The 17,044-nt window shown below is 59.3% G+C and carries 17 protein-coding genes, 1 tRNA gene, 2 rRNA genes and 1 pseudogene (1 of these 21 only partly in view); 12 read left to right on the forward strand and 9 right to left on the reverse strand.

What is annotated here, in order from left to right:
- From ACRARG_RS13215 to ACRARG_RS13240, 6 genes are all read left to right on the forward strand, one after another.
- A 23S ribosomal RNA gene (locus ACRARG_RS13215) occupies positions 1-1,583 on the forward strand; it begins 1,866 nt to the left of the window's first position.
- Positions 1,584-1,704: 121 nt separating this feature from the next.
- Positions 1,705-1,819: ribosomal RNA gene (gene rrf / locus ACRARG_RS13220) — 5S ribosomal RNA — on the forward strand.
- Positions 1,820-1,922: 103 nt separating this feature from the next.
- Positions 1,923-1,999 (forward strand) — tRNA-Met (locus tag ACRARG_RS13225).
- A gap of 613 nt (positions 2,000-2,612) precedes the next feature.
- Complete coding sequence (locus ACRARG_RS13230; protein ID WP_432690483.1) at positions 2,613-2,924, forward strand: hypothetical protein; 312 nt, start codon at positions 2,613-2,615, stop codon at positions 2,922-2,924.
- A 187-nt stretch (positions 2,925-3,111) separates the two neighbouring features.
- Positions 3,112-3,696, forward strand: coding sequence for an ANTAR domain-containing response regulator (locus ACRARG_RS13235; RefSeq protein WP_432690484.1), 585 nt, complete (start codon positions 3,112-3,114; stop codon positions 3,694-3,696).
- A complete protein-coding gene (locus tag ACRARG_RS13240; RefSeq protein ID WP_432690485.1) occupies positions 3,693-4,859 on the forward strand; it encodes a CmpA/NrtA family ABC transporter substrate-binding protein in 1,167 nt (388 codons plus the stop codon). Before ACRARG_RS13235 ends, ACRARG_RS13240 begins: the two co-directional genes overlap by 4 nt.
- Positions 4,860-4,960: 101 nt before the next feature.
- Here ACRARG_RS13240 and trhO read toward each other — a convergent pair whose 3' ends face one another.
- Entirely contained in the window at positions 4,961-5,863 is a 903-nt protein-coding gene (trhO, locus tag ACRARG_RS13245) for an oxygen-dependent tRNA uridine(34) hydroxylase TrhO (protein WP_432690486.1), read from the reverse strand.
- Between the two features lie 112 nt (positions 5,864-5,975).
- Between trhO and pncA the strand changes: the two genes are divergently transcribed.
- The 3 genes from pncA (at position 5,976) to pncB (ending at position 8,272) form a co-directional block, all read left to right on the forward strand.
- The gene (gene pncA, locus ACRARG_RS13250; RefSeq protein ID WP_432690487.1) at positions 5,976-6,572 is read left to right on the forward strand and encodes a bifunctional nicotinamidase/pyrazinamidase; all 597 of its coding nucleotides are present in this window, start codon (positions 5,976-5,978) and stop codon (positions 6,570-6,572) included.
- Positions 6,572-6,898: a TfoX/Sxy family protein gene (locus ACRARG_RS13255; protein WP_432690488.1), complete on the forward strand. Its 327-nt coding sequence runs from the start codon at positions 6,572-6,574 to the stop codon at positions 6,896-6,898. The genes pncA and ACRARG_RS13255 overlap by 1 nt, the downstream gene beginning before the upstream one ends.
- An 81-nt stretch (positions 6,899-6,979) precedes the next feature.
- A complete protein-coding gene (pncB, locus tag ACRARG_RS13260) occupies positions 6,980-8,272 on the forward strand; it encodes a nicotinate phosphoribosyltransferase (protein ID WP_432690489.1) in 1,293 nt (430 codons plus the stop codon).
- Here pncB and ACRARG_RS13265 read toward each other — a convergent pair.
- Positions 8,269-9,156, reverse strand: a complete 888-nt coding sequence (locus tag ACRARG_RS13265; protein WP_432690490.1) for a hypothetical protein — start codon at positions 9,154-9,156, stop codon at positions 8,269-8,271. The two genes, pncB and ACRARG_RS13265, sit on opposite strands and share 4 nt — an antisense overlap.
- Positions 9,157-9,499: 343 nt before the next feature.
- On the opposite strand from ACRARG_RS13265, the pseudogene ACRARG_RS13270 reads away from it, so the two are divergent.
- Together ACRARG_RS13270 and ACRARG_RS13275 are read left to right on the forward strand one after the other, a co-directional pair.
- Positions 9,500-9,854 (forward strand): annotated as a pseudogene (locus ACRARG_RS13270) (nicotinate phosphoribosyltransferase); the annotation flags it as partial.
- A gap of 328 nt (positions 9,855-10,182) precedes the next feature.
- A complete protein-coding gene (locus ACRARG_RS13275; RefSeq protein ID WP_432690491.1) occupies positions 10,183-10,416 on the forward strand; it encodes a hypothetical protein in 234 nt (77 codons plus the stop codon).
- 460 nt (positions 10,417-10,876) lie between these two features.
- Here the strand turns inward: ACRARG_RS13275 and ACRARG_RS13280 are convergent, their stop codons facing one another.
- The 7 genes from ACRARG_RS13280 to ACRARG_RS13310 form a co-directional block, all read right to left on the reverse strand.
- Entirely contained in the window at positions 10,877-11,104 is a 228-nt protein-coding gene (locus tag ACRARG_RS13280; RefSeq protein ID WP_432690492.1) for a hypothetical protein, read from the reverse strand.
- Between the two features lie 197 nt (positions 11,105-11,301).
- Positions 11,302-11,715: an alternative ribosome rescue aminoacyl-tRNA hydrolase ArfB gene (arfB, locus tag ACRARG_RS13285; protein WP_432690493.1), complete on the reverse strand. Its 414-nt coding sequence runs from the start codon at positions 11,713-11,715 to the stop codon at positions 11,302-11,304.
- 306 nt (positions 11,716-12,021) lie between these two features.
- Positions 12,022-12,642 carry a queuosine precursor transporter gene (locus ACRARG_RS13290; RefSeq protein ID WP_432690494.1) on the reverse strand — a complete coding sequence of 207 codons (621 nt, stop codon included), beginning with the start codon at positions 12,640-12,642 and terminating at the stop codon, positions 12,022-12,024.
- A 65-nt stretch (positions 12,643-12,707) separates the two neighbouring features.
- A complete protein-coding gene (locus ACRARG_RS13295) occupies positions 12,708-13,607 on the reverse strand; it encodes an esterase-like activity of phytase family protein (protein ID WP_432690495.1) in 900 nt (299 codons plus the stop codon).
- A complete protein-coding gene (mepA, locus tag ACRARG_RS13300) occupies positions 13,580-14,395 on the reverse strand; it encodes a penicillin-insensitive murein endopeptidase (protein WP_432691367.1) in 816 nt (271 codons plus the stop codon). Before mepA ends, ACRARG_RS13295 begins: the two co-directional genes overlap by 28 nt.
- Before the next feature lie 104 nt (positions 14,396-14,499).
- A complete protein-coding gene (locus ACRARG_RS13305; RefSeq protein WP_432690496.1) occupies positions 14,500-15,855 on the reverse strand; it encodes an MFS transporter in 1,356 nt (451 codons plus the stop codon).
- 112 nt (positions 15,856-15,967) lie between these two features.
- Positions 15,968-16,504 carry an acyl-CoA thioesterase gene (locus ACRARG_RS13310; RefSeq protein WP_432690497.1) on the reverse strand — a complete coding sequence of 179 codons (537 nt, stop codon included), beginning with the start codon at positions 16,502-16,504 and terminating at the stop codon, positions 15,968-15,970.
- Positions 16,505-16,640: 136 nt separating this feature from the next.
- Here ACRARG_RS13310 and ACRARG_RS13315 point away from each other — a divergent pair, with 136 nt between their 5' ends.
- Positions 16,641-16,928, forward strand: coding sequence for a YggT family protein (locus tag ACRARG_RS13315; protein WP_432690498.1), 288 nt, complete (start codon positions 16,641-16,643; stop codon positions 16,926-16,928).
- The last annotated feature ends 116 nt before the right edge of the window (positions 16,929-17,044 follow it).

Below are 17,044 nucleotides of genomic sequence, written 5' to 3' on the forward strand. Positions count from 1 at the left end.
GTACCTTCGGGTACATTGGAGGAGAGAGGCTTTCGATGAAGCCGGGGCGTGAGCCATCCGGTGGAGAGATCACTAGCGAGAATGATGACATGAGTAGCGACAAACAGGGTGAGAGACCCTGTCGCCGAAAGTCCAAGGGTTCCTGCTTAAAGCTAATCTGAGCAGGGTAAGCCGGCCCCTAAGGCGAGGCCGAAAGGCGTAGTCGATGGGAACCAGGTTAATATTCCTGGGCCAGGAGATGGTGACGGATTGCGAAGATTGTTCGACCTTATCGGATTGGTCGGGCCGTTTAGCAGTCCCTGGAAATAGCCCTCCATAGGACCGTACCCGAAACCGACACAGGTGGACTGGTAGAGAATACCAAGGCGCTTGAGAGAACGATGTTGAAGGAACTCGGCAAAATACCTCCGTAAGTTCGCGAGAAGGAGGCCCAGTTTCAACGCAAGTTTTGGCTGGGGGCACAAACCAGGGGGTGGCGACTGTTTACTAAAAACACAGGGCTCTGCGAAGTCGCAAGACGACGTATAGGGTCTGACGCCTGCCCGGTGCTGGAAGGTTAAAAGGAGGGGTGCAAGCTCCGAATTGAAGCCCCAGTAAACGGCGGCCGTAACTATAACGGTCCTAAGGTAGCGAAATTCCTTGTCGGGTAAGTTCCGACCTGCACGAATGGCGTAACGACTTCCCCGCTGTCTCCAACATCGACTCAGCGAAATTGAATTGCCTGTCAAGATGCAGGCTTCCCGCGGTTAGACGGAAAGACCCCGTGCACCTTTACTACAGCTTCACACTGGCATCAGGCCAAGCATGTGCAGGATAGGTGGTAGGCTTTGAAACCGGGACGCCAGTCTCGGTGGAGCCTTCCTTGAGATACCACCCTTGCTTTGCTTGATGTCTAACCGCGATCCCTTATCGGGTTCCGGGACCCTGTGTGGCGGGTAGTTTGACTGGGGCGGTCGCCTCCTAAAGCGTAACGGAGGCGCGCGAAGGTTGGCTCAGAGCGGTCGGAAATCGCTCGTTGAGTGCAATGGCAGAAGCCAGCCTGACTGCAAGACTGACAAGTCGAGCAGAGTCGAAAGACGGCCATAGTGATCCGGTGGTCCCAAGTGGGAGGGCCATCGCTCAACGGATAAAAGGTACGCCGGGGATAACAGGCTGATACTGCCCAAGAGTCCATATCGACGGCAGTGTTTGGCACCTCGATGTCGGCTCATCTCATCCTGGGGCTGGAGCAGGTCCCAAGGGTACGGCTGTTCGCCGTTTAAAGAGGTACGTGAGCTGGGTTTAGAACGTCGTGAGACAGTTCGGTCCCTATCTGCCGTGGGTGTAGGATACTTGAGAGGAGTTGCCCCTAGTACGAGAGGACCGGGGTGAACGATCCACTGGTGGACCAGTTGTCGTGCCAACGGCAGTGCTGGGTAGCTATGATCGGACAGGATAACCGCTGAAGGCATCTAAGCGGGAAGCCCCCCTCAAAACAAGGTATCCCTGAGGGCCGTAGTAGACGACTACGTCGATAGGCTGGAGGTGTAAGTGCGGTAACGTACTCAGCTGACCAGTACTAATTGCCCGATAGGCTTGATTTGATCCAGTAGTAGCCAGGCTTACCGCGCTCAAGCAGCGACGCGGTAGCGCAAGACACTACTGACAATCAAAAGCATACACATCAAACAGCGTACAACTTGGACAACGCAGTGGTTTCTTTGGTCTGGTGGTCATAGCACAAGCGAAACACCCGATCCCATCCCGAACTCGGCCGTTAAGCGCTGTCGCGCCAATGGTACTGCGTCTTAAGACGTGGGAGAGTAGGTCACCGCCAGACCTAAAAAGCCACTGCATTGATTTCTCTCTTCGATGTGCCCCCCTTTCCAGGGAGGCCGCAAGCAGGTCTCAGATCGCGTAATACGCCGAAGACCTGCCAGTGTCGCGGGATGGAGCAGCCCGGTAGCTCGTCAGGCTCATAACCTGAAGGTCGCAGGTTCAAATCCTGCTCCCGCAACCAATTTTCTGTATGTTATAAACTCATAAACACCGTTCTTGCGCGGTGCAACTGCGTGTCCAACACCTGTGTAAGCATTTTGGAAGCAACAGGGGCAGAAGTTCTGTCTGCCGCTTTGTGAACCGCTGCCGGAGACTGTCGTTGCTTTCAGTGCGGTTTGATCGCGATTTTAGAAAGACTCGTCACGGTTTGATGCCGCTCCTTTAATAGCATTTATTGCAGCAAAGGAGACCGGCTACCGGATTGGAACGATAGGATCCATATCAAAGGGATGGGTCACTAGGCGGTCAGGATCAAAGAAGCGCCGTTCTTCACCCTCTTCTATGTCTGCAAACGCGAGGCGCGCTCTGGTGGTGACGCTATAGTCAGCAGTTTTCGTCGGAGTTGGCGCTTGATCGAGCATCCGAGTTCGGCAAAGTTAGACAGCGGCGGGCAGTCGGATCGGAGAATGCCGGCTTGAAACAACCGTGCCGTGCAGAGCCCTTTCAAGGCGGGTCGCGGATGATTTCGTGCGACGGAGGCTTTCTGGATGGTCTGGTGGATAGTCGGAGGCCTGGTGGTCGTAGCGTTGATATGGTCCGCTTCCGCAAACACTGCTCGAAAAAACCTGGTCGCAATGCCGAAGCTATTCAGAGATAATCTGTACGCGAACCTCTGTAAGCAGTTTCCGGCGGAAATGGGTGGGCATAACGAACTTGATCTCGAGATTTTCTCGCAGAAGCTGGTTTCCGTGATCGACGAGGGTGTGAAAAAGGGATGGTCCGAGCAGAGGTTGCAGCAGGAGCTCGGACGCCGGCACGACACGGAGTTCGATCCGCTCCTGCCTGAATTCCTCCGCGGGGACGTATCGCCGGAAACGGAAAGAAAATGGGAAGCCGCCTTCAGCGCATCTTTCAGCAATACCTTAGCAAGTATGTCGAAACGGTAGGCACCTTCACCGTCGCGTTCTCAGCTGCAACGGAAATTGCGAGGGAGCAGCAGTTTTGTCCGCACCGGCGAAGTCGATCGAGCTGGCGTCCGCCCCGACAGGTAGCAGGCTCCGTGCCCGATTTCCGGTCCTGTTACGCAGCATTATGCAACTTGCGCAAGCCTGTGCCGCACCGCAGAATGGTGCAATGCCGGACCGAATCTCAATCCTTGTTGTCGAATCCGACCCTGACCGGGCCACCCAAATTGTGGATGGGCTGGCGGAAGGCGGCAATTTCAACATTTCTGTCATTTCGGAATCTACCGGATTGGCGCGCAACATCGCGGAACGGAACCCGGATGTCGTGCTGATCGACGTGGCCAGCCCGTCACGCGATATGCTTGAGGATCTGGCTCTGGCTTCCTCGCCTCTGGAAAGGCCCGTGGCGATGTTTGTCGACAGGTCAGACGACGCCATGACCCGTGCCGCAATGGAAACGGGTGTTTCTGCATATGTTGTCGACGGGCTTCAACCGCATCGGATCCGCCCCATTGTCGACGCCGCGGTCAGCCGGTTCAATATCTTCAAACGGATGCGCACAGAGCTGGAAACGACCAAACGCGCACTGGAAGAGCGCAAGGTGATCGACCGGGCCAAAGGGCTTTTGATGAAGGCGCGGGGCATGACCGAAGACGAAGCCTATGCTCTGTTGCGTCGGACGGCCATGGATAAGGGAAAACGCGTTTCCGAAGTTGCAGAAGCGATCGTAACGGCCGCGGGGTTGCTGTCGTGACGGAACCTATCAAGGTCGGCTTTATTCCGCTGACGGATGCAGCACCCCTTATCGTGGCCCGCGAGCTTGGGTTCGCGGCGGAGGAAGACCTCGATATTACCCTCGTGCCGGCGCCGTCCTGGGCGACATTGCGGGATCGCCTGGTTATGGGCGAAACCGACGCGGCGCATATCTTGGCGCCGATCCCCGTGGCCGGTGCGCTTGGCATCGGGAATTCCGACAGTCGGCTTGAGGTGCTTATGGCGCTGAACTTGTCCGGCAATGCGGTCACGGTCAGCAATGAACTGGCCGAAGAGATGCGTGCTGCGGGTCACGATTTTTCATTTGCGGATGCGACTGCGGCAGGGCGGGCGTTGATCGCTCTGCACCGCCCTCTACGGATCGGCGTTCCATTCCCGTTTTCCATGCATGCCGAGCTTCTCTACTACTGGCTGGAAACACTTGGACTGGCCGCACCACAGGCCCTGACAGTTCACACGGTGCCGCCGCCGCTGATGGCCGCGGCACTGGCTGATGGCGCGATTGATGCGTTCTGCGTCGGGGAACCTTGGAATTCACTGACAGTGGAAAACGGCGACGGCACGATGTTGCTGCCCGGTTCGGCGATCCGCAATGGCGGGATAGAAAAGGTTCTGGCGGTCCGCAGTGGCTGGCCGGAACAATATCCGGACCGGGCAGGGCGGTTGATGCGTGCGATCTGGCGCGCCGGGCGTTGGCTGGACCGGGAGGACAATAGAAGCACGGCAGCGGAAATTCTGGCCGACAGCAGATGGCTCGACCTGCCCGTGGGGATCGTGGAACATGCACTACGGGACAGTTTTGTGATCTCCCCCCGGGGGGACGTCCGCCAGACAGAACGGTTTCTGACATTCCATGCCGGGGCCGCCAATTTCCCCTGGCGGTCGCAGGCCGCATGGATCGGAATGCGGATCGCCGCACGTCTCGGGCTCGACCGGGCGCAGTCTGTGGCTGCGGCAAAGAGCGTTTTCCGGACCGATCTCTACCGGCTGCATCTGCGCGGAATCGGGGCCGACCTTCCCACCGCATCGGAAAAGCTGGAAGGAACGCTGTCTGTTCCGACAGCTGTCGGGTCGGAGACTGGGCGCGTCATCCTCGCGCCAGACCGGTTCTTCGACGGATCGGTCTTTGACCCTATGAAATAGCAGGGCCGGGCGCTGTGCCCGCGTCCCTGGCCTGGTCAAATACCCTTGTCGTTCCCGCCCAATTCCGGTTCTGCTGTCCCACCGTCCAGCCCGAACCCGGCTCAGCCGCCCAGATGCCGTTCGCCCCGCTTAGCTGACAGGGCGATCTGTTTCTGACGCTCGCGAAATCTCAGCTTATCCGCCTCCGATGTCTTGGCGATGCAATGATGACAGGATACGCCGTGTTCATATTCGGCCCGGTTGCGGTCTTCGGGCTCGATCGGTCGCCGGCAGGCATGACACAGCTCATGCGGTCCCTCTGTCAGGCCGTGCCCGACCGAAACACGCCCGTCAAATACGAAACATTCGCCCTGCCAGCTGCTGTCCTCGGCCGGCACCTCTTCCAGATATTTCAGGATGCCGCCCTTGAGGTGATACACCTCTTCAACCCCCTGACACAGAAGGTAATTCGTCGATTTCTCGCAGCGGATGCCCCCGGTACAGAACATCGCGATCCGCTTGTTGTGGAACCGGTGCTTATTGGCCTCCCACCAGGCGGGGAATTCCCGAAAACTCTCTGTCTTCGGGTCAACCGCGCCTTCGAAGGTCCCAATCGCCACCTCGTAATCGTTGCGCGTGTCGATCACGGCCACGTCCGGCGACCGGATCAGCGCGTTCCAGTCCGTCGGATCGACGTAATGTCCAACCGCGGCCCGGGGGTCGACATCCGGCTGCCCCATCGTCACGATTTCCTTCTTGAGGCGCACTTTCAGGCGGCCGAATGGCTGATCCGCAGCCTGGCTTTCCTTCCAGTCGAGATCGGCACAGCCGGGCAGGCCCCGGATATGCGCAACGACCGCGTCAATCCCGGTCTGAGACCCGGCAATCGTGCCGTTGATCCCCTCTCTGGCCAGCAGGAGCGACCCGGTCACGCCCTCGGCCTGGCAGAGCGCCAGAAGAGGGCCGCGAATGGCCGATGGGTCGTCAAACCGGGTGAAGTGGTAAAGCGCGGCGATCCTGTACATAGGCGCCATTTAGGCCCGACCGACCTCCAGAGCAAGCGCGTTGCAGGCGCGCACCCATGTTGACGCGACCCCGCGCCCTGTTACGGTTTGAACAACTGCGAAAGGAAACTTTATGGCCCGAGCCCTGATTGTCATCGATGTCCAGAATGACTTTTGTCCCGGCGGCGCACTGGCCGTGGCCGAGGGCGACGCGATCGTTCCGGGCATCAATGCGGTGATGACCGAATATGACGCTGTGATCCTGACCCAGGACTGGCATCCGGCGGGCCATTCCTCCTTTGCCACCACCCATGATGGCCAGCATCCGTTCGACGTGGTGACGATGCCCTATGGCCCGCAGGTGCTCTGGCCCGATCATTGCATCCAGGGGTCTCCGGGTGCGAATTTCCATCCCGATCTGACGGTGGACCGGGCAGATATGATCATCCGCAAGGGCTATAACCCGGCGATCGACAGCTATTCGGCCTTTTTCGAGAATGACCATGTCACGCCCACCGGGCTGGAGGGCTACCTGCGCACGCGGGGCATCACCGACCTGACCATGGTCGGCCTCGCCACCGATTTCTGCGTCAATTTCTCTGCCGTGGATGCAGCCAAGCTGGGGTTCAAGGTCCGCGTCCTGTCGGAGCTCTGCCGCGGCATCGACCTCGACGGATCGCTGGCCGCCGCGCTGGAGCAGATGGCGGGCGCGGGGGTGGAGATGGCCTGATGGCCACCGCACGGGCCACAGTCGATCACCTGACAGACCTGCTGTCCGACCTGGGTCCGGTGCGCGCCCTGCCGATGTTCGAGGAATACGGGCTTTATGTCGGGGTCAAGCTGGTGAGGCTGATCTGCGACGACCGGCTCTACCTCAAACCGCTGCCGGTGACCCAGGCCACGGGGTTTGACATGGCCCCGCCCTATCCCGGCGCGAAACCCCATGTTCTCGTCCCCGAGGAGATGCTGGAGGACCGCGACGCGCTCACCGCGCTACTACGGGCGGTACATGCGGCGCTGCCCCAGCCGAAGAAGTTCCCGAAACGTCTGCAATAGCACGGCACCCAACCATGGGCCGCGCGCTGGACAAGCCCGGCCCCCCTTGCTTTAGTCGGGCGGCGCAGAAGGAGCCCGCCGATGACCGATCTTGCCACCCGCGTCTGGAATCACCGCTGGAAGATCGACCCGATCGTCCGGTCCCTGATCGACACGGATTTCTACAAGCTGCTGATGTGCCAGTCGGTTTTCCGCAACAAGCCGGACACGACGGTCACCTTTTCCCTCATCAACCGCTCCAAACACGTGCCCTTGGCTAAGCTGATCGACGAAGGCGAGCTGCGCGAACAGCTGGACCATGTGCGGTCGCTGTCGCTGTCGCGCGGCGAATCCACCTGGCTGCGCGGCAATACCTTCTACGGCAAGCGCCAGATGTTCCGCCCCGACTTTATGGAGTGGTTCGAAAACCTCCGCCTGCCGCCCTACCAGCTGGAAAAGAAGGGCGACCAGTACGAGCTGACCTTCGAAGGCTCCTGGCCCGAGGTCATGCTCTGGGAGATCCCCGCCCTCGCCATCCTGATGGAGCTGCGCGGTCGCGCCATCCTCGACCAGATGGGCCGGTTTGAGCTTCAGGTGCTCTACGCCCGCGCCATGACCAAGATCTGGGAGAAGATCTCTGCCCTGCGCGACCTCGACGGGCTGAAGATCGCCGATTTCGGCACCCGCCGGCGGCACAGCTTCCTCTGGCAGGACTGGTGCGTGCAGGCGATGATCGAGGGGCTGGGGGACAAGTTCACCGGCACCTCCAACTGCCTGATCGCCATGCGCCGCGACCTTGAGGCTGTGGGGACCAATGCCCATGAGCTGCCGATGGTCTATTCCGCCCTGGCCGAGGGCGACGCCGCGCTGGCCCGCGCCCCCTATGACGTGCTGGCCGACTGGCACGAGGAGCATTCCGGCAACCTCCGCATCATCCTGCCCGACACCTACGGCACCAAGGGCTTCCTGGAGAATGCGCCGGACTGGCTGGCCGGCTGGACCGGCATCCGCATCGACAGCGGAGACCCGGCGGCAGGGGCGGAGACGGCCATCAACTGGTGGACCGCCCGCGGCGAGGACCCGCGGGAGAAACTGGTGATCTTCTCCGACGGGCTGGACGTCGCGAAGATCGAGGAGCTGCACCGCCAGTTCTCCGGCCGGGTGCGGGTGTCCTTTGGATGGGGCACGTTGCTGACGAACGATTTCCGAGGGCTGGTGCCGGGCGACGCCTTGGCGCCGTTTTCACTGGTGTGCAAAGCGGTTGCGGCGGACGGGCGGCCGACGGTGAAGCTAAGCGATAACCCGGAGAAGGCGATGGGGCCGGAGGCGGAGATTGCCCGGTACAAGCGGGTGTTTGGGGTTGGTGAGCAGGTGAGGCGGGAGGTTGTGGTTTAATTGAAGTGTACCAAATGCTTGCTAAGTACTCTCCAAACGGTGGTGCAAAGAAGAAACGCCACTGCAGTGATGACCGACAGGAACGTGAGCGGCATGTTGTACGCAGACGTATGAACGGCTGCATAGCTATTTAGATGGGATATTCTGATTAAGGTGCGGAGTAACAATCCGGAAATGAAAATAATTATCCTAATTATAGAGTAGTATAGGCCGGCGGATAAGGCGAGCGAACCAGAGGTAAAAAAGATAAATTCGGCTGTGGAGAGATTAATTTCTAAGATGCTTGAGCCGGAGTCGATTTGACTCGCAACCGAAGGTGTCGACGTCAACAGAAATGCCAGGGAGATAGTGATTGGAATGGAAGTGGAAGCGAGAATGTCTACAAAAAAAGTGATAGCCCTATTTGTTCTCGTTTTCCTAGAATATAGCCACTTCGTAAAATACAAATTACAGAAATCCGTGAAGCCTGCAATAAGTGTGCCGGGAACTAACAGGGCTAACAGGGAAAAATCTGCCCATTTTAAGGACAGTATTGTCGTCATCGGATCTGGATACTGTATCCCCTCACTTTTGATTTCCTGAAGAATAACCATACTGACCGCTGCGTTCGTGAAAACGCAAAGTAAAGGTGAAACCACGAGTACTAAAAGTGCGATGCGGCCTAGGCGTAGTCGGGTGCCATCCCTTTGAAAGAAAACGCCTATTATTAGCATTGTGGTATTATAGTCGAAGTCCCGGCCGGTAGCTAAGTGAAAGCCAAAAACAAAATCTGCGATTTTGTTTCGTGATTTTTCAGGTCCAAAGGTGTCGATAAGGGAAAATGGTCCTGAGACTGTGCAGATCCACCCGGCTAATTCAATCACTGAGGCCAAAACAATGTTCATCAGTATCTTAGACTTCCGCTGGAAACAGATTTTTAGTTTGGACGCGATTCTTGAAAAAGCAATCGAAAATTGATGCGCGCGTCAATCATTTCTACATCTCCCACCTCACTCATCCTGCAATTGCTCACGAATCGGCGTTTAGTTGGCCGAGGTCTTGCGAGCAATCGATGGCTTCTGCGCTATCTGCGCGCTCTTCCTGTTCAATGCAGGCGAGATACCGCTCCTCCGTCGACTGCAGCACCAGCGCCCAATGCTTAATCCTGTGTCACTCGTCGAAGAGCAGATTGTTCATCACCGCCGTGGCGAAATTGAAATACCAAGGGCGTCCTCGAACGCGCCTCCAGCCCGCTGGGCCGGCATCCGCATCGACGTAGGAGACCCCGCAGCGGGTGAGGCGACGACCGTCAACTGGTGGACGGCCCTCGACGGGCTGGCCATTGAGGTGATCGAGAAACTGCACCGCTAGGCCTCGGCCGGGTGCCGGAGAGTTTTGGGTGAGGACCTTTGTTGACCGACGACCTTCGGGCGACGCCTCGGCGCCGTTTTCACTGGTGTGCCAAGCGGTTGCAGCGGACGGGCGGCCCACTGTGAAGCTGTCGGACAACCCGGAGAAGGCGATGGGGCCGGAAGCGGAGATTGCGCGGTACAAGCGGGTGTTTGGGGTAAGGGAGCAGGTGAGTCGGGAGGTTGTGGTTTGAAAGACACACATTTGTGCCGCCGGATTTGCATGCGAGACGCACAACCATCCGATTAAATTGAAGCGTAGAAAGGCATCGAAGGAATTCTAAGATGCGGCGGCTTCCCCTTAAATAAAAGACGTTTCTGGATGTTGCGACCTCATTGATCCGTATAAGAAGCGACGGATAAGAGAAGGCGAAACGTCAAAGGAGTTTATGGAGAACGCATTGCGGAAATCTGCGATGCCGCACTCTCTTTTTTTTGCCACATTCTCACCTTGAAACGGTACGGGGGCTCGTCAAAAGTGGCTCATCATCAATGCTTAACGGTAAAAAAGGACAGGCAGATATGATTCACGTAAAACGTTTTCGCGCGATCGTTTTTTTGATTGCTGTTTTGGGCGGTGTTGCACTGGGAATGAATAACGTAGCGGCCGGTTTCGGGTTCTTCTTTTTCATGATGTTCGTCGGTCTTGCCGCGCGTATGCTCAGCATGGTCATGCTGGCGGTTACGGGTACTCCGCTTCTTTACGATGTGAAGACAACCCTTTCCAACGATGGCAGCAACGCGAAGTCGTTCTGATCGAACAGAGACGCGACGGTCAACGAGGCCGCTTGGCTTTTGACCGAAGGCTCAGGGCTTTATGCTATTAAACAATCGAAGGAGGCGTTGTGAAACGCGTCCTTCTTTGTAGTTCTTGGTCTCCACATTGACGTGGCGCTTCAGGGATGTGTGGGAATGTCAAAAAAATTCATAATTTTAAGGCTTTAAGCAAGACATCTTTCCCGCCATCTGCACAACTGATACTCTGCCGGCGCCCAGCGTTAGTCACGTTCAAACACGTTCGTAAGCACCACCGCGGGGAATACGACCATTAACAATGCGACGCATTTTTGCTTGTCCGCCGCTCGTCTAGAATTGCCCTGCCGCTGCGCATCCGACGCGTTGGAATAGCACCTGTTAAATGGTCGATGATCCTCCATATATTGCAAATTAAGGATCAGCATTAATCCGTAGCCTAGGGTGGACATGAACTTAAACATCAGACGTTCCTGTTGCAGAAACGGCAGACTTTCGCGGTGACCTTGATCGCCTCGCCGCAATGACCGCAGGCTGTTTCAGATTTGGCTTCTTCTTCGGCCGCCTCGAAAAGGATGGCGACTATGAACAGGACAACAAAGGCCGAAACCGATGCCACAAGGTAACTAACATCGAACCAGCCGATCAGGAGCCAGCCGAAGAAGCCTGCTAGAATAACAACGCCGAACATCTGCATTTCAATCCTTCTCTGAATTCGCTCTCAATGCGTGGCATTCGCAGATCGAGAGCCGCCAAAAGCCACCAGGAACAATGGGCCACTATGCCACCCGCTTTTCTGATGCGAGCGACCGTTCCTTACTGTCCTACACAGGGGCAATTGGGATCAAGGAATAGAAAATGTCATCGAGGCAGGCTTGAACCGGGCAGTTACCTTTCCCACCCGCGGCCTTCCTTAACCTCTGCCCGAGCCTTCTTCGCCTCTACCCGCTTCCGCTTCTGGTTCTGCGACACCTTCGTCGCGATCCGCCGTTTCGGTGCGACCAGCGCCCGCCGCACCAGCTCCGCCAGACGTTCCCGCGCGATCTCCCTGTTCCGGGTCTGCGACCGCTCCTCTGACACTTGCAGCACCAGCGCGCCGTCCTTGGTCCAGCGCCGCCCGGCCAGCTGCCGCAGCCGACGCTTCACAGGCTCCGGCAGGGAGGGGGAGCGCGCCGCCTCAAACCGCAGCTCCACGGCCGAGGACACCTTGTTCACATTCTGCCCGCCGGGGCCGGAGGCGCGCACGAACTGCTCCGTGATCTCCCAGTCCTCAATCGAAATCTGATCGGTGATGCGTAACATGGTCTCGGGTCGGGTCCAGCGGCTCAGGCCCCATCAGATAAGGCCAAATTCGTCAGGGTCCAACACAGGACCCCGCAATAGGAAAGGGCTATCCGATCGGATCGGATAGCCCCCTCGAGTTCAGGAGGTGCGCCGGTTAGGCTGCCACCAATTTGGTCAAATATACCCCAAGGGCTGCCTCAGGGCATCTTCCTCCAAACTGTTCCGACACCTCTCTCCGATATCTCAATAGACACTAGAGCACCTCCTTTCATCTGTTTCCGATACCTAGGAGGGTGACACAGATTTCGTGTCTGTCAAAAGATTTCACGCAATCTGTGGTGAAAGTTTTCTGACAATTGCTCGGAAAGGCAGCAGAGCGAGCAGCGCCAGCCCCAGCTTGACCATCCAGTCGGCCACGGCGAGGGAGACCCAGAGCGGCACGACAGGGCCAAATCCCAGCAGCGGCAGCGCCTCTCCGGCCCAGGACACGTCATTGCCCGGCTCCAGGAAAACAAGGGCGCCGGAGAAGGCGACGGTGAAGAAAATCGCTGTATCGAGCGAAGAGCCAACCAGCGTGGAGGCCAGCGGTGCGCGCCACCAGGAGCCCTCACGCAGGCGGTCGAAGATCGCCACGTCCATCATCTGCGCACAGAGGAAGGCGAGGCCGGAGCCGATGGCGATGCGCAGGGTCACGAGCGGGCCGAACTCACCCATGATCTGGGTGCCGATCAGCGAACAGGCGACGCCGACGACAAATCCGGCCAGCACGACGCGGCGGGCAGGGCCCAGGCCATAGACGCGGTTCATCACATCGGTGACGAGGAAGGCGATGGGATAGGTGAAAGCGCCCCAGGTCAGCCATTGGCCAAAGAGGAACTGAACAAGGATGTTGGAGGCCACAACAACGGCCGCCATGGCGAGAACGCCGGGAAGAATGCGGGTCATATCTGATACCGTTTTTTAGACAAGGTCGCGGAGACTTGTGGCGCGTCATGCGCCGGACCCGCCGCTTACATGGCTTCGTCCGCTGCGGCAAGGGGCAGGTCGTACATGCCACCGCTCATGAAGGCCGAATAATTGTCATCTGCCAGCAGCATCGCATGCAGCCTTCCGGTCTTGTCCGTCCAGATCGACAGGGCCTCGAGATTGCCAAAACTGCGGTGCGGCGCCCAGAGCGTTTCGCCGGACAAAAGCCCCGGGCGTGACAGGTCAAACCGGCGGATCCGCGACCGGAACCCCAGCGGGGTCACCTTCCGTTCGAGCAGATACAGCAGGCCGTCCGGCCCGAAATCGGCGCCGACGGGGCGGAACCTGTCGGCCCGGTTGACCTCGGCCACCACATGCCAGCCGCCCATCATCAGCCGCATAACAGGCGCGGTCCTGTCGCCGCCGCCACCCTCTGGCAGCGCGACGAGCCGGCCCTCGGGATCCACAGCCAGGGCTTCGAACCCGTTGTTACGCGCCATGTTCAGCGATTTTGGGGGAAACGGCATCCGTAGCGCGCGTCCGTTGGGCTGGTAGACAAAGACGCGGTGAAACTCTTCAAAACTTATCGCCAGCCGGCCATCGGGAAACAGCGCCAGCCCTTCCGCATCCGCGATCAGGGGCCGGTCTGCCGGGTATTCGCTACCGTCCAGATGACGGATACGTTCGATCGCCCCGATCCGGGCCCGAAGCGATCCGGCCTCATCACGATCAATTCCGCCCGTCAGCATATAGCCACGGTCGCTGATGGCGGTGAAACGGTCGCCCGTCTCCGACACTTCCAGCCCGGAAAGCCCGCCGACGCGGGCATCCCCGCCGATAAGCGGAACAGGCGTCAGAGTGCCCGTGCCAGACGCGGCCGGCGCGAAACAGGCGGCAAGCAGGCTGAGCGCCGCAGCTATTGCGACTGCAGGACCGAAACGCATTGACCGGGCAGATCCGCCATAGTGAGCTGACGCTTCGGCTTGGGCGCCGGAGCATTGGGATCACGCGGCTTGGGCGGCGGCGGATTCAGGATATCGTTGACCCATTTCTGCGCATCCGCACAGCCGTCGCCGGGTGGGGGCGGCGTTTGATCCACACAGCCCCTGGCGCCTTTCGGGCAGGCCAGCCGGACATGGAAATGGTAGTGATGGCCATACCAGGGGCGAATTTTCCGCAACCAGTCGCGATTGCCGGTCTCATCCTTGCACATCTGCACCTTGGCGCCGGGGAAGACGAAAATTCGCGCGACCCGCGGGTCCGAGGCCGCCGCCTTCAGCACCTCATGATGCTGCCGGGTCCAGCTGGAATTCACAAAGGCGCCGGCGGACCGGCGCATGGAGATGGACGACAGGTTTTCCCGTTCTGTCCTGGTCAGGTTCAGGCGGTCAGGCGGCAACATCCAGATATCGGCATCCAGCCCCATCTGATGCGACGCATGCCCGCTGAGCATCGGCCCGCCCCGCGGCTGAGAGATATCGCCGATATAGAGCCCCTGCCAGCCCGGCTGGGCCGCAGCCTTCCGGCTGAGGTCCTTGAGAAAGGCGATGGTCTCGGGGTGGCCCCAGTTCCGGTTGCGGGACAGGCGCATGGCCTGCCAGGTTGGCCCCGTCTCCGGCAGCTGGACCGCGCCGGCAACACAGCCTTTGGCATAGCTGCCGAAGGGGGCGGCAGATTGCGCCGACCCGCCGTGCATGGCGCCGAACAGCTGTCGCGCTTCCCGCCCGCGCATGGCGGCAGGGATTTCCTGCTGCGACGAAATCTGCGTCTGGGGTGCATTGGATGTTTCGCGGCCGCCGCCGCAGGCGACAAGCAGGGCGGTTAGGGCGACCGCGGTCAGACCGCGGAGGACGTGGCGTTTGACCATTCTGACTGCTCTCCTTCAGGCTTGACCCACCGTAACAGGATCACCCCCAGGATAAAAAGAAAGATCAGGGGCGACACGCCAATTTGCTGCGACCCGCTGACCATGGTCGTGATGCCGATCAGGGTAGGCGCCAGAAAAGACGTTGCCTTTCCGGCCAGCGCGAACAGTCCGAAGGCCTCGGTCATGCGGGCGGGATTGGCCTGATGCACCATCATCGTCCGGCTGGCCGACTGGATCACCCCGCCGGCCGCGCCGATCAGCGCGCCGAACACAAAGAAAACGATGTCGGGCAGGGCTGAATCCGCGGCCACGGGAATGCCGTAGACGGACTCGCGCGACACCACGACAATGGATCCGGCAACAAAGGTCAGCACCAGGATACAGGCGGTGATCACCGGCTTCGGGCCGAATTTCTCGTCAAGCCGACCGCCGATCCAGGCAAACACCGCGCCAGAGACGATGGCGACGATTCCGAAGACGCCGATAAAGACGACAGACCAGCCCAGAACGCCGGATGCATAGATCCCGCCAAAGAAATACATGCCGTTCAGCGCATCCCGGTAAAACATCGACGACGCCAGAAAGGCAAAGAGGGACGGGCGCTGTGGCAGGGACCGGATCGTCCCCCCCAACCCTTTGAGCGCTGCACGCACCGCGCCTTTGGGCGCCCGGCTTGGTTTGGGATCGCGGACGTAGAAAAAGAACGGGATCATGAACACGGCAAACCACAGGGCGGTCAGAGGCCCGACAAACCGCGTGCCTTCCCGCTGGGCAGGGTCGAGCCCGAAAATCGGCGGAATGCCCAGCAGCGTCCGGCCCGTTGCCGCATTCTCCGCAAACAGGGTGAGCATCAGGACCAGCGCCACCAGCCCGCCCAGATAGCCAAAGGCCCAGCCGTTGCCGGAAATCCGCCCGATCTCTTCCTTCGGCCCCAAATCCGGCAGCATCGAATTGGTGAAAATCGTTGCGAACTCCATCCCGATCATGCCGATCCCGAAAAAGAACAGCGTCAGGTAGAGGTTGAAACTGTCCGGCGCGGCAAACCAGATCATTGCGGCGCCAATCACATACAGGCCGGAAAAGGCCCAGATCCATCGCATCCGGTTGCCGGAGATATCCGAGATAGCACCAAGCACCGGCGCAAGGATCGCGATGATGAACCCGGTCAACCCGATCCCGAACCCCCAGGCGGATTGCGCGGCGGTGCCGTCGCCGATCAGCTCTTTGATATAGGGGGCGAAGATGAAGGTGATGAGCAGCGTGTTATAGGGCTGACTGGCCCAGTCGAAAAAGAACCAGCCCCAGATACGCTTACGCCGTTCCATATCCATCCCCCGAAGTTTCGGGGCGATATGACCGCCTAGGGCTGATGGACGCAAGACAATCGTGCTGGTGCAGACCGCCGGCAGCCAAGCCATCGGCCCCCGCGGAACCAGATCAGATACGATCGGGTGGCCAGGGGCGGCTGTCATCGGCGGCAAATGCGGCCCCGACCCAGTCGGGCAGGGCGCGCGGGGCGGCGTCATGATCAAGGGCGCGACGAATGTCGTCTGTTGGCACCATTTTGCCGCCACCGACGATGGCGGCCCGGAAAATTCCGTGGTTGGCACAGGTGCCGTCCGCCGTCCACATCGACTGTTCGATATAGATGAACCGCGCATCCCATCCGATCATGCGCGTCTGCATTTCGATCCGTTCGAACATGGTCAGCCGGCGCCGATACCGCAGCAGCGACCCGGCAATCGTCAGGCCCCATTTGTGCCGCTTCAGAACGGCAAACAGACCGGACCGCATGGCAAACGGGATGCGCCCGAGGTCAAAGATCGACAGGGTCCGGCCGTTGTTCAGCTCCATCATCATGTCCAGATCCCAGGGCCAGATCCGGTGGTGCGAGACATGTGTCTCCCACGGGCCCAGAGCGGGCGCCTTGCGGAATTTCAAAAGCTCTTTAGCCAGTCGTATGAAAGGATACATATCTCGCCTCCTGGCCCAGCAAGGGCGCAAGCCCGACAGGGGGTCAAGCCCGACCGTACGTTACCCGCGCACAGACCTGCCCTTGCCCTTTTACCGGGCCTTGCCTAACTAAGAACCACCCAAAACGGAGACCCAGATGCAGTCGCTTTTCCAGATCCTGATGCTAATCCTCGACATCGTCTGGTTCTTTATCATCGCGCATGTCGTGATGAGCTGGCTGATTTCGTTTCAGGTCCTCAATGTGCGGCAGCAGCTGGTGGCGCAGATCTGGTACGGGCTGAACCGCCTGCTGGAGCCGCTCTACGGGCCGATCCGCCGCATTCTGCCCCCCATGGGCGGGTTGGACCTTGCGCCGCTGATCGTCCTGGTCGCGATATTTGCGATCCGGATCGTGCTGCAAAACAATGCGGCGGCCTTTTTCTGACCAGCGCGCAGGCGCTGCAGATCGCAGGGCGACATTCCAGGTCCCTCATGACCACTAGATCATGTTGATGGGTTGAACTGACCCCCCTTATTTTGGTTTACTGCATCTTAACGGCC

The organism is Pseudooceanicola profundi (assembly GCF_050897955.1).
In the GTDB taxonomy this organism is placed as follows: Bacteria; Pseudomonadota; Alphaproteobacteria; order Rhodobacterales; family Rhodobacteraceae; genus Pseudooceanicola.